We start from the raw sequence: 12,867 nt of genomic DNA on the forward strand, positions 1-12,867 counted from the left end.
CATTTTTTTCCATTATCCACCATTATTCTATTTTCTTTATATACGACAGGAAAGGAGGAGTTTGTCACCTTTTTAGGCTACATGCTTCATATTGCAGTACCCTCTTTTCACGTACGCTTCATGAAAAACACTTCGGTATTTCTCTTCATGTTCCATTTTCTTCTATTCCAGACGACAACACGACCTACATAAATGGCGCAATGCCTTATTCAAGACAGGATGATTCATCCTGAAATTAATCGAGGAGAGTGAATTTTTAATGAAAAAAGTATGGGTTTCGCTTCTTGGAGGAGCTATGTTATTAGGGTCTGTCGCGTCTGGTGCATCAGCGGAGAGTTCCGTTTCGGGGCCAACTCAGCTTACACCGACTTTTCACGCCGAGCAATGGAAAGCCCCTTCCTCGGTATCCGGGGACGACATTGTATGGAGCTATTTGAATCGGCAAAAGAAATCGTTACTGGGTGCGGACGACTCTAGTGTACGTGAACAATTCCGAATCGTTGATCGCACAAGCGACAAGTCCGGTGTGAGCCATTATCGGCTGAAACAGTATGTAAACGGGATTCCCGTATATGGAGCTGAACAGACTATTCATGTGGGCAAATCTGGTGAGGTCACCTCTTACTTAGGAGCGGTGGTTACTGAGGATCAGCAAGCTGAAGCTACGCAAGGTACAACTCCAAAAATCAGCGCTTCTGAAGCGGTCTACACTGCATATAAAGAAGCAGCTGCACGGATTGAAGCCCTCCCTACCTCCGACGATACGATTTCTAAAGATGTTGAGGAACAAAGCAGTGTAAGCAAAGACACTTACGCCGAAGCAGCTAACAACGAAAAAACGCTATCTACTGATAAGGACGAGCTGAGTCTTGATAAAGCATCTGCCCTGAAAGATAGCAAAATTGAAGCGGTGGAAGCAGAAAAAAGTTCCATTGCCAAAATCGCTAATCTGCAGCCAGAAGTAGATCCTAAAGCCGATCTGTACTTCTATCCTAAAGGGGATGACCTGCAGCTGGTTTATGTAACAGAAGTCAATGTTTTAGAACCTGCCCCACTGCGTACTCGCTACATTATTGATGCCAATGATGGCAGCATCGTATTCCAGTATGACATCATTAATGAAGCGACAGGCACAGGTAAAGGTGTGCTTGGTGATACCAAATCATTCACCACAACTGCTTCCGGCAGTAGCTACCAGTTAAAAGATACAACACGCGGTAACGGGGTTGTGACCTACACGGCCTCCAACCGTCAAAGCATCCCAGGTACCATTCTGACCGATGCCGATAATGTATGGAATGATCCAGCCGGCGTGGATGCCCATACGTATGCTGCCAAAACATATGATTACTATAAGGCCAAATTTGGACGCAACAGCATTGACGGACGCGGGCTGCAACTCCGTTCGACAGTCCATTACGGTAGCCGTTACAACAACGCCTTCTGGAATGGCTCCCAAATGACTTATGGAGACGGGGACGGTAGCACATTTATCGCATTCAGCGGGGACCCCGATGTGGTAGGTCATGAACTTACGCACGGTGTCACAGAGTATACTTCGAATTTGGAATATTACGGAGAGTCCGGTGCATTGAATGAGGCTTTCTCGGACGTCATCGGTAATGACATTCAGCGTAAAAATTGGCTTGTAGGCGATGATATTTATACGCCAAACATTGCAGGCGATGCTCTGCGCTCTATGTCCAATCCTACCCTGTACGATCAACCAGATCACTATTCCAACTTGTATACAGGCAGCTCCGATAACGGCGGCGTTCATACGAACAGCGGTATTATCAATAAAGCCTACTATCTGTTGGCACAAGGTGGTACTTTCCATGGTGTAACTGTAAATGGAATTGGCCGCGATGCAGCGGTTCAAATTTACTATAGTGCCTTTACGAACTACCTGACTTCTTCTTCCGACTTCTCCAACGCACGCGCTGCTGTGATCCAAGCAGCAAAAGATCAGTACGGTGCGAACTCAGCAGAAGCAACTGCAGCTGCCAAATCTTTTGACGCTGTAGGCGTAAACTAAATCATATACGCTATAATCCTCATATCCCGTCCATAGACCTTTGCCGTTGTGCAACTGTCACTTGGCCCTGACTCATACAATGGACGAAAAAATAGGGGTGCAGTGTACAAGTCTGCGCCCCTTCCCCCCTTATTTATGGCGTCCCCTCAAAGGGGCGCCCTTTTCTTGTTCATCGGGTCCCTTCGATCATTTTCGACTAAATAAGACAAATAAACAGTAAATCAGGGACTAAAGATTCATTTTGGGGTATTTTGTAAAATTAACCTTCTCGTTCGACAACCTCTGTGCTAATATCAGAGCCAAGACGATGAGATTGCAAAAAAATAAACCTTAATATTTTACATAAGGTAATTTTTTTCAATCCTCTTCACGTTTCAAAGGAGCAACAAGACTTACATATATGACGAATAGCTTCTGCAAACAGGGTGTTTTTCACCCCAATATTAATTAGGGAGAGTGAGTATGAATTGAAAAAAGTATGGGTTTCACTTCTTGGAGGGGCTATGTTATTAGGATCTATAGCGCCGGGGGCCTCCGCAGCTGAAAATTCTGTTCCCGATCCGACTCAGTTTACGCCAACATTCCAAACGGTGAACTGGAAGTCCCCTTCAACGGTAACAGGCGACAATCTGGTCTGGAGCTTTTTAAATCGACAACAAAAAACATTATTGAGTCTGGACAATACCCACATCGGTTCCCATGTGCGCGAGCAATTTCGTATCGTGGATCGTACCAGTGACAAATTTGGTACAAAGCATTATCGGTTAAAACAATACGTAGACGGAATTCCCGTATTTGGAGCCGAACAGACCATCCATGTAAACAAGTCTGGTCAAATCACCTCTTATTTGGGAGCAGTCATTTCAGAAGATCAACAAGCCGATGCTAAAGAAAATACAACTCCAAAAATCAGTGCTACTGAGGCTGTATATACCGCATATGAAGATGCAGCTATACGGGTTCAATCTCTCTCTTCCTCCGTCCAAATCGTTACTGAACCTTACGAGGATACAAGTAGTGTAAGTAAAGACACTTACGAAAAAGCATCTAACAATGAATTATCAATCTCTCTTGAAAAGGACTTCTTGGATTTGGATAAAGCAGCTGAACTGGAGAACAGTAAATTGGAAGCGGTAGCGCCTGCATCCTCTATCCCCAAAATTGCCAATCTGGAACCAAGCGTGGACCCTAAAGCAGAACTGTACATCTATCCCGATGGAGACTCAACACGTCTAGTCTATGTAACCGAAGTTAATACTTTACAACCCACTCTGCTGCGCACACGTTACTTTATTGACGCTAATAATGGAAAAATCGTATTCAAGTATGACATCCTTAACGAAGTGATCGGCACAGGGCGCGGTGTATTCGGTGACACCAAAACATTTGAAACAACAGCTTCGGGCAAGAAGTATCAACTAAAGGATACGACTCGTGGTAAAGGAATCCTAACTTATAACGTCCACAACACCGAGACGCTCCCCGGCACCCTGTATACAGATTCAGATAACGTATGGGAAGATCCGGCTGCGGTGGATGCCCACGCTTACGCTATCCGCACTTACGATTATTACAAGGATAGATTTGGACGCGACAGCATTGACGGGCATGGCATGGCCATCGCTTCGGCAGTCCATTACGGCGCAAAGAACTACAATAATGCCCACTGGGGCGGCACTCATATGCTTTACGGAGACGGAGACGGCACGTTATTTGCTCCTTTCAGCAGCGACCTTGAAATTGTTGCCCATGAGCTGACACACGGTGTGACCGAGCATTCATCAGGGCTCGTGTATTTCGCTGAATCTGGTGCATTAAGTGAAGCCATCTCAGATATTATAGGCAACGACATTGAGCGTACCAATTGGGACTTCGGCAAAGTCGCTTATACCCCTAATATTAAGGGCGACGCCATTCGCTCCCTTTCCGATCCTGTCAAATACGGTCAAGTCGATCACTACAGCAATCTCTATCCTGATCCTAACAACGAGGATTATGGTGGAGCCCATATTAATAGTGGCATTATTAATAAAGCCTACTATCTACTGGCACAAGGAGGCACCTTCCATGGTGTCAAGGTAGATGGAATCGGACGTGATGCAGCCGTATATATTTATTATAATGCCTTCACCAATTATCTGACTTCCACGTCTAACTTCTCCACCGCGCGTGCCGCTGTTATCCAAGCGGCCAAAGATAGTTATGGTGAAAATTCAATAGCCGTAACCTCTGCTATTAAGTCTTTTGACGCTGTAGGTGTGAGATAAGTAATAAATACAAACTTCCCCGATATTACAAGTTTTCCCCCTTCCCTCTTATGTATACGGCGTCCCACTGTGGGACGCCTTTTTCTAGTATGAAGTTGATTATTGGCAATTATATTTCCGGCTTCTTATTATTGCCCCATCGCAATCCAAAGGACCAACCCTTCACATAGCGGACCTGAGTGTATGCGTTCCACAGTAAGTACTGCTGAGTACCTCTGACGTTGTGTGACGGATACCAGCACTCCCGGTATACTCGCACTGGCAGTGATTACATATTGTGTATCTATAAAAGGCTTCTCAAATATAACGCTCACTTCGCCCCTATCCGCTCGTGCGGGGAGGTGAAAAGAAATGCTCCCATATTGAGATGAAGCTATATGATCGTCAGAAGCCTCGTCACTGGTCGCTGATCCGTCGTGAATGGCATTCAAGTTTAATTCTTTCTCCGTATCGAAAGCTAGATCGATATCTTGCTCAGGCAAGACCACGCGTTGCTTTGGGCGGTGTCTTCCTTCCGCAATGTGAATACTGGTTATGGAACAATCCAGTAGCGAATCTTGCTCTGCCTGATCTTCCGTCGTAATAGACGGTTTATCGTTATCCATCCTGCCTTCCGTATCTGACTCAGGCACAGACAACAGCAGTACAGATGCTCGATTCATCTGCATCGCTTCCTCTAGCGTTTTGGGAAGCTTATGCTTCTTCCATGCCGCTTCCTCTATAGCTTGAACCGAGGTATCCTTCTCTACGGGGGCAGGGACCGTTGCCGTCCCGCGCTGGCTCAGTCTATGACTGCCGGAAGTCGAAGCCGCTTTCTCCTTGTTAACACGGGGTGAGGGAACTGCATTGGAAAGGTTACGCCGCGCTGTTCTTTTATCCTTAGGGCTATGGTTCGTACGATGGTTCATGGTGATCGCTCCTTTGGCACAGGAGTGAACCAGCGGTCGCCCCGCTTCATTCACCCGGCTGGAAATCATGGCTAATGCCTATAAGATAGCCTATGCGCGTAACAGCGCCTACGTCACTCCGTTGCGCAGTCCGTTATGATTTGTGCCCAGCGTTGTGCTGAGTGCTGCCATAAAAATCGTCTTCGTACCTCGCCAAGCCCGGCTTCTCCCATCCGTCGTCGCAAGCCAGGTTGCTGGAGTAGCCTGATGATGGCATCGGCCATTTCCTGCTCACCGTGAGACGGATACACAAGCCAGCCTGTCTCGCCGTGTTGTACAACTTCCGGAATACCGCCGATTCGTGAAGCGACCACAGGCACTCCTGCTGCCATGGCTTCCAGATTGACCAGCCCGAAGGCCTCATCCTTCACTGAAGGAACAACGGTCACATCAGCTAGCTGATATAGCGAGGCCAATGCTGGATGCGGGACATAGTCTAGGAATTGCACATGCTTCCCCAACCTTAGTTTACGCATCTGCCGATGCAACGACGCCGTGTACGGCGTGAGGCGGTCATGCCCGTAATAGGCACTACCTGCAATGAGCAGCAGTACGTCCGGGCAGGCGCGGACGACATGCCGCAGGGCCTTGAGCAGTCGGTGAACGCCTTTTCCTGGCATCAGTCTGCCCGCGAATAACACGATTTGGCGGCTTGACCAGCCGAAATCGTCCAATCGCGCCGATCTGGCCGCTTCTGCTGCAGGAGTCCACCTTGGTAGGAAATCACCGGGATGGATACCCAGCTTGTTTATCACGATGCGTTCCCTGACCGCGTCGGGACAGTCAGAAGCTACGATTGCCCCCAAATACGCACTGTTCACGATAATGCGATCCATCGATGCCAGCAGCCTCCCCATCTCCTCCCGTTTGAGGTGGGGCTCCCGGATGAACGTGGTCGAATGCAAAGTCAGCACAACCCGACTATCGGGTAAAGCCTCGCGAATTGCATACGCAACTGCCGGACGGTTGTGTACATCTACTACCGCTGGTAACCATCTCTTTAAATCAGCAATCACCTCAGAAATATAACCTGCTCCCCGCTTATAACGCATGCAGGGAATTCCGTCGACATCGCCATGATCAGGTGCCTCTGCTCCCTTTATGCCATAGATCTGCGCTTGGAGCTCATGACTAGCCAGCGGTACCATGTGGGCAATTACCCGCTCCACAGAACTGCTGCGGGGCGAAGGTATAACAAAGGAGCCCGGTGTAACGACTGCTACCTTCGGCCTCTGCATCACCTCACCTACTTTCTGACCCTATTCCAACACTCTTCAACAATCATCTTGTATCATATCGTCTGCCTCCCTGAAAGGTGCCTCGCTTCTAACTTTGGGCTTACCGCAAGGCTAGCGTCCATGCCTGGCCGATCTTTGATACATATGATGGACTAGAATCACAGTATGATCAGTTGGAGTGACTACAAGGAGGGCGGACATACTCATGTTGCATGTCGGCGTCATGCTCAACCCGGCAACCTACCGGGGCATTCCCGCCATGAGGACGCGATATGAATCTATCGCCAATTACGAGGACGCCGGGTTAAGCTACGAGCTCATCCCCTGCTTTCTTCGTCTGGAGGATATTCATATAGCGACCGGAACATGCCGGGCTTTTGTTAAACACGGCAACGAGTATCGGCAGATGACTCTTCCGTTGCCGCCGGTCATCCACAATCGGACTCTCTATCGGCAAAATGAAAATGCTAGCGATATCAACAAGCTTGTACAAAAGGGATTCTATATTTTTAATGAACAAAACCGTTTCCACAAAGACCATATACATGCAATTCTGCAAGAAGACCCTTTGCTACGCATCCACCTCCCCAAAACATTGCAAGGCAACCTTTCCTCCATCCATACCTTGATGGAGGAAACCGGAGATGTTGTAATTAAACCCAGTAGCGGTAGCGTAGGTAGAGGAATTATGCGTCTGCGGCATTCCCGCGGAGGCTGGACTTTGCAATGTGCTCATCCGGCTATACCTGAGCGTTGGTCCACACTACGTTTGAATGTTGGGGAACTCCCATTATTTCTACACAAACGACTGCTGCATGTGCCTCATATCGTACAGGAAACCATACCGCTTGCTTTGAACAATAATCGTCCGTTTGATGTCCGTGTGTCAGTTCAGCGCGGATATGGCGGTATCTGGGGTGTGACAGGCATGTATGCTAAAATTGCTCCTTCCCACACCTTCGTTTCCAATGTTGCACAGGGCGGTACGGCCCGTTCTTTACTGGAGGTATTATCACAAACCGAGACGGTTCAGACTTCGAACGCAGTCCGGCTGATGAATGAATTGGAGCGACTCTCGTTACAAATCGTGCACCGACTGGCACAAACCCTTCCCCGTCTCGCCGACGTCGGTCTGGATCTGGGAATTACCCATGAGGGCAAGATTGTTTTTATCGAATGCAACGGTCGTGATCAGCGCTATGGCTTCAGCCAGGCGGGCATGCACAATGTCTGGAAAGAAACATACACTCAGCCGATGGCTTACGCTCGTTGGCTTCTCGAACGGATGCCTTCGTCAGACACCGAACGTTCACCAGGCCGTCCACTGTATTGATTTACGTCACATTCTGTGTCAATATAGTTCAGAGCGGCCGGACAGGTTCCGGCCAAGACGGCTCGGAAATGAACAAGGGGGATCTGTAATGGCAAAACAGTGGCTGCGGCTCATGACGGAGCTATCATCGCGCAAGTGGGTGTGCCGGATTGTAGGCTCCTTCGCGCAAAGCGGTGCAAGCCGACTTTTTATCCCCACCTTTATACGTACGTACCAGATCCAGACGCATGAGGCGGAACAGGAATGGAAGGAATACCGTTCCCTGAACGCCTATTTTACACGCAAATTAAAAGCGGGCATGCGCCCGATTGATACGAACGCCGAGGTGATGACCAGTCCGGTGGATGCACGGATTACTTTCACTGGCCCAATTACGTCCGGCACTCTTTTGGATGTCAAAGGGCAGGACTATACGCTGGAAGAGCTTCTTAACCGCTCTCCGCGTCTTGAAAAATACACACACGGCTATGCTTTTGTACTCTATCTCAGCCCGACGGATTATCATCGCATTCATGCACCAGTATCCGGTACGCTGGTAGAAAAAGAACATCTGCGCGGCAAGGTATACCCAGTGAATGACTTCGGCTTGCAACATATGCGAGCAGTTCTTAGCCGCAATGAACGACAGATTACGTACATTGCCCATGAATATGGTGAGGTGGCGGTCGTCAAGGTTGGCGCAATGAATGTGAGTAGCATCAAATATACGGATGATAAAGCCGTCTCATGGACAAAAGGAGACGATCTCGCCTATTTCGAATTTGGATCAACTGTCGTTTTGCTAACTGAAAACGGCACGTTTGATCCAGACCCCGCATTGAAGCCGGGGGATGCGGTGAAAATGGGACAACGTCTGGGTTGCTTTCGACATGATCCCAAAGCATAAGTGAATTTACCGTAACCGTATTATAGCTACACATATGAGCATCGGGATCGGATGATGCTAAATTGCTCATAAAAAAAGGACCCGGCGTAACTGCTCGGGTCCTTTTTGGAATTTATCCTTTATATTCGTTATTCGTTAATCCCATTACGCCTAAATCCGAAACAGCTTGTCCACCGTCCATAGCATTACCGGATCTCAGACGGACTTTTCCCCGTATACTGCTTGAATTGGCGGCTGAAAAAAAAGATGTCACGATACCCCAGAGCCTCTGCCACCTCGGTCACATTCATTCCGGCATGTAGTAATAGATGCTGTGCACGCTCAATCCGCATGCTGATAATATGAGATTGCGCGGACACACCCAGCAGCTCCTTGAATTTAATCGAAAAATAACGCGGTGACAGCCCCGCCCGTGCAGCCAAATCCTCGACGCGATGAGGAAGTCCCGGATGCTGACGCACATAGTTGGCCGTTTCCCGAATGACCTCGGTGAGCTGGTTACTGGCCTGTTGCTCCTGAGGCTCCTTGCGGTCCGCACGCAGCAGATGAATCATCAGTTGTTTCAGGATCAGCTTGCCTTCCTCGTCAGCTCCGTAAGCACGCTCCAGACGTAGTCGAACGTATCTGGCAAGCATATGCTCTACCTCGAACGTTTCCTCCAGCATACGGTAGCTTGCAGGGATAAGCTTTGGCTGTTCGATAAGATCAAAATGAATATAGGTAAGTATGAGCGGCTTTTGCGGGTTATGTGTGGCACGGGTATCATCCCCCGGCTTGAACAGGAAGCAACTCCCCTTGCTTACCGGATACGACGTCCCGTTTAAGATCACTGTTCCTTCTCCGCTCCATACATAAAATAAATCATAGTTTGGCATCGGCTTCTCGCGTACCTGCCACTTCCAGCCCGGCTCGCACACAATTTTGGCGAAAGCCGACAACAGGATAAACGATGACGCAGATGTATCCAGCAAAATCTGCACCTCCTCTTGTTCATCTTTGGTTGTCCTTTATCCCGTTAATTTATAATATAAGCTCAGCGCCGTCATTAAGCAAAAAAATGCGCTTTTATATTCCAGATGCTTTTGCGTGACGCTTACCGTGTGTAATGCTATAATATGTAATCAAAATGACTTGGAAGGATGAAACGGGAATGAATCCACTGGCAGCGCAGTTAAACCAAAACATTCAGACAGGCAACGAGCATGTATATCAAATGCTTTCTCTTTTAGGGAAAGAAATTTATTTCCCAAAAGAAGGGATTTTGAGTCAATCCGCAGAAGCAGGGAAGCTTGCTAAAAAGTACAACGCCACGATTGGCATTGCTACAGAAGGCAATGGTCCTATGCATTTGGAGGTCATTCAGGAGAAGCTGTCCGCCTACAATCCCAAGGATTTATACCCTTACGCTCCCCCTGCGGGCAAACCTGAACTTCGTAGTGTATGGCGTGACAAAATGCTGAAGGAAAACCCTTCATTGGCTGGGAAAAATTACGGCCTTCCCGTAGTTACGAACGCGCTGACCCACGGTTTGAGCATCGTTGCCGACCTGTTCACGGATGAAGGGGATGCTGTCATTTACCCAGACAAAAACTGGGAAAACTATGAGCTGACTTTCGGTATTCGCCGTCATGGACGTTTGGTGAATTTCCCGTTGTTCACAGAGGATCAACGTTTTAATAGTGAAGGATTACGCGACGCGCTACTGGCACAGAAAGAATACGGCAAAGCGATCGTTGTGCTGAACTTCCCGAATAACCCGACAGGCTACACACCGGGAGTCGAAGAGGGTAAAGCGATTGTTGCTGCCATCCAGGAAGCCGCGGAAGCGGGCATCAATGTCGTAGTTGTGACGGATGACGCTTATTTTGGTCTGTTCTTCGAGGACTCCCTGCATGAATCACTATTCGGTCAGTTAGCTGGACTTCATCCGAGAATTCTACCAGTCAAAATTGACGGAGCTACCAAGGAAGAATTCGTTTGGGGCTTCCGCGTCGGATTTATTACCTTTGCTTCGGAACATCAGGATGTACTGAGCGCACTGGAACAAAAAACATTAGGGATTATTCGGGCAACGATTTCGAGCGGTCCTCACCCATCTCAAACCTTCGTCCTGGATGCCCTCAAGTCAACGGACTTTGAACAACAGAAGAAAGAAAAGTTCCAGATTATGAAGGGACGGGCTAACAAAGTCAAAGCGTTGCTCGATAGTGGAAAATACGGAGATGTATGGAGCTACTATCCTTTCAATTCGGGTTATTTTATGTGTCTTAAGCTGAACGGCTTGTCCGCTGAACGACTGCGCACACATTTGCTGGAACAATATGGGGTAGGAACAATTGCGCTGGGTGAATATGACCTCCGAATCGCATTCTCATGTATCGAGGAAGAGTATCTGGAAGACCTGTATGACATTGTTTACCGTGGCGCACAAGATTTGTTGAACACCTAATATGTAACAGATTAAATATAGCATCATTAGCGGTATGCCGGATGTTACGGCATACCGCTTTTTAATGGGCTGAACCATTGTGAATCACACTTCGAAACAAACTATCCTTCAGCAGCGAGCAAAGATTTCTGTGCGAGTGGCAGCAGGATGACTACCTCAGTTCCGACTCCGGGCTCACTCTCATAGTGTATACTTCCGTTCATGGCTTCAATGATTCGAAAGGAGACGACCGTTCCCAGTCCTGTTCCTACCTCTTTGGTTGAAAAAAACAAAGTCCCCACTCGCTCCAGGTGCTCCTGACTCATGCCTTTTCCCGTATCCCTAATATGCAGACATGCCTTCTCTTCCTGAATCGCCAGCTTTATGTATACCCTGCCTCCATCATCCGCAGCTTCGATCGCATTTTTCGTCACATGTATTAACGCCTGTAACAGCTGATTACGATCCATATGTACGTATATTTCATTCCTTAGCTCAGTATACAGTCTTACGCCTTGCTTGGTCGCCATCGGTTTCAAAAGCAAAACAATCTGTTGAACCATGCCAGACAGATCCATCAGCTCTGTGTTCCCAATCTGCGGTCTGGATAAGTTCAGATAGTCGCTAATAATTCTTTCAGCCCGATCGACCTCTGCTAGTGCCAAAGCAATATATCTGCGATTTTTCCCTTCTAGCCCTGACTGAACCATTTGCAGGAACCCTTTAACAACAGTCAACGGATTCCGTACTTCATGAGCCATAGAGGCAGCCAGTTCACCTAACGTATTCAGATGCTCAGCATATTTAACCTTCCTTCTCATTTCTTCCCGTTCCAAACTAAACTCCATCCAGAAAGAGGAGGCTCCAATGCTTAGGAATTGAATCACACCGAACCAGAGTATTGCCCGGATCAGCTCGATCTCATCCTTATCCAGCCTGCCATTGGCCCAGGAATGTATTAACAGAATTATAAGCATGGCAATATTGGTCCATATACTCATTAGCATATTCATGCCCACCCGAAGCAACATACTATTGAGCTGCATAAACTTCTTTCTCACCAAGAGAGGGCCCAAATAACACAACATCATACTGGGAAATCCTACCACAATAGACTCAGGACCTATATACATACGAGCCATCACCATCAGCGTTATATTTAGAAGTCCTGCCTTAGGACCAAAATATAAAACAGAAAGGATCAGAGGAACATATCGAAGATCCCAATATAATCCATACCAGATGTACGAAAACATAAGGCAAAGCACAGAAGACACACCCAACACCCCTCCCATAAGCAACGGGGTATGTTTCCTATGCCGATGATCTGACAAAGAGCTATATACTAATAATGGTACAAACACAAGAAATATGTTCACGAGCAGCTTATCTACCAGCATCTCGTCTTTCCCACTTTCCAAGTGATAATGACTACGTACTTCTTCTATTCTCGATAATACGTGCCTTTTCCTCTCTCCTCCCCTACATCTGATGAAAAATATAAGGCGATTCGGCAACACAACTGAGCATTGGCCCACGCAATCTGAAAATCCACTTCATAAGATACGATGTATCCTTTATCACAATGACCGAGAGGAGAATGAGCATGGGAGCAGAAGAAACAAGAGGCGGTTACGGTGGTTACGGCGCATTTACAAGCACAGGAACAATTCTGGTACTGTTCATTTTATTAGTTATCATCAGCAAAACGATCTTCATATAAGCAGACG

The 12,867-nt window shown here is 47.6% G+C and carries 10 protein-coding genes; 6 read left to right on the plus strand and 4 right to left on the minus strand.

Annotated elements, in window-relative coordinates; all coding sequences use genetic code 11:
* The first annotated feature begins 259 nt into the window (after positions 1–259).
* Positions 260–2,038, plus strand: a complete 1,779-nt coding sequence (locus ACM1ND_RS21465; protein ID WP_023990117.1) for a M4 family metallopeptidase — start codon at positions 260–262, stop codon at positions 2,036–2,038.
* Positions 2,039–2,505: 467 nt separating this feature from the next.
* Positions 2,506–4,305 (plus strand): M4 family metallopeptidase, encoded by a 1,800-nt coding sequence (locus ACM1ND_RS21470; protein WP_418026550.1) that lies wholly within the window; start codon positions 2,506–2,508, stop codon positions 4,303–4,305.
* 128 nt (positions 4,306–4,433) lie between these two features.
* Here ACM1ND_RS21470 and ACM1ND_RS21475 read toward each other — a convergent pair whose 3' ends face one another.
* On the minus strand, positions 4,434–5,213 hold the full coding sequence (locus tag ACM1ND_RS21475) for a WIAG-tail domain (protein WP_418026551.1): 780 nt from the start codon (positions 5,211–5,213) through the stop codon (positions 4,434–4,436).
* 113 nt (positions 5,214–5,326) lie between these two features.
* Positions 5,327–6,490 (minus strand): glycosyltransferase family 4 protein, encoded by a 1,164-nt coding sequence (locus ACM1ND_RS21480; RefSeq protein WP_418026552.1) that lies wholly within the window; start codon positions 6,488–6,490, stop codon positions 5,327–5,329.
* Between the two features lie 205 nt (positions 6,491–6,695).
* Between ACM1ND_RS21480 and ACM1ND_RS21485 the strand changes: the two genes are divergently transcribed.
* Together ACM1ND_RS21485 and asd are read left to right on the plus strand one after the other, a co-directional pair.
* Positions 6,696–7,823 carry a YheC/YheD family protein gene (locus ACM1ND_RS21485; RefSeq protein WP_023990121.1) on the plus strand — a complete coding sequence of 376 codons (1,128 nt, stop codon included), beginning with the start codon at positions 6,696–6,698 and terminating at the stop codon, positions 7,821–7,823.
* An 88-nt stretch (positions 7,824–7,911) separates the two neighbouring features.
* A complete protein-coding gene (gene asd, locus ACM1ND_RS21490; RefSeq protein WP_028541464.1) occupies positions 7,912–8,709 on the plus strand; it encodes an archaetidylserine decarboxylase in 798 nt (265 codons plus the stop codon).
* 185 nt (positions 8,710–8,894) lie between these two features.
* Here the strand turns inward: asd and ACM1ND_RS21495 are convergent, their stop codons facing one another.
* Positions 8,895–9,680 (minus strand): helix-turn-helix domain-containing protein, encoded by a 786-nt coding sequence (locus ACM1ND_RS21495; RefSeq protein WP_023990123.1) that lies wholly within the window; start codon positions 9,678–9,680, stop codon positions 8,895–8,897.
* Positions 9,681–9,859: 179 nt separating this feature from the next.
* Between ACM1ND_RS21495 and ACM1ND_RS21500 the strand changes: the two genes are divergently transcribed.
* Positions 9,860–11,158 (plus strand): aminotransferase class I/II-fold pyridoxal phosphate-dependent enzyme, encoded by a 1,299-nt coding sequence (locus ACM1ND_RS21500; protein ID WP_023990124.1) that lies wholly within the window; start codon positions 9,860–9,862, stop codon positions 11,156–11,158.
* A gap of 101 nt (positions 11,159–11,259) precedes the next feature.
* On the opposite strand, the gene ACM1ND_RS21505 is transcribed toward ACM1ND_RS21500, so the two are convergent.
* Entirely contained in the window at positions 11,260–12,537 is a 1,278-nt protein-coding gene (locus ACM1ND_RS21505) for a sensor histidine kinase (RefSeq protein WP_076159686.1), read from the minus strand.
* Positions 12,538–12,743: 206 nt separating this feature from the next.
* Between ACM1ND_RS21505 and ACM1ND_RS21510 the strand changes: the two genes are divergently transcribed.
* On the plus strand, positions 12,744–12,860 hold the full coding sequence (locus tag ACM1ND_RS21510; RefSeq protein ID WP_023990126.1) for a hypothetical protein: 117 nt from the start codon (positions 12,744–12,746) through the stop codon (positions 12,858–12,860).
* The last annotated feature ends 7 nt before the right edge of the window (positions 12,861–12,867 follow it).

It is taken from the genome of Paenibacillus sp. JJ1722, assembly GCF_048282685.1.
Taxonomy (GTDB): Bacteria; Bacillota; Bacilli; order Paenibacillales; family Paenibacillaceae; genus Paenibacillus; species Paenibacillus polymyxa_B.

Excerpts from the sequence above, each read along its gene's own strand:
- ACM1ND_RS21465 (WP_023990117.1), top strand. The coding sequence starts at position 260 with ATGAAAAAAGTATGGGTTTCGCTTCTTGGAGGAGCTATGTTATTAGGG.
- ACM1ND_RS21475 (WP_418026551.1), bottom strand. The coding sequence starts at position 5,213 with ATGAACCATCGTACGAACCATAGCCCTAAGGATAAAAGAACAGCGCGG.
- ACM1ND_RS21480 (WP_418026552.1), bottom strand. The coding sequence starts at position 6,490 with ATGCAGAGGCCGAAGGTAGCAGTCGTTACACCGGGCTCCTTTGTTATA.
- ACM1ND_RS21485 (WP_023990121.1), top strand. The coding sequence starts at position 6,696 with ATGTTGCATGTCGGCGTCATGCTCAACCCGGCAACCTACCGGGGCATT.
- asd (WP_028541464.1), top strand. The coding sequence starts at position 7,912 with ATGGCAAAACAGTGGCTGCGGCTCATGACGGAGCTATCATCGCGCAAG.
- ACM1ND_RS21500 (WP_023990124.1), top strand. The coding sequence starts at position 9,860 with ATGAATCCACTGGCAGCGCAGTTAAACCAAAACATTCAGACAGGCAAC.
- ACM1ND_RS21505 (WP_076159686.1), bottom strand. The coding sequence starts at position 12,537 with ATGCTGGTAGATAAGCTGCTCGTGAACATATTTCTTGTGTTTGTACCA.
- ACM1ND_RS21510 (WP_023990126.1), top strand. The coding sequence starts at position 12,744 with ATGGGAGCAGAAGAAACAAGAGGCGGTTACGGTGGTTACGGCGCATTT.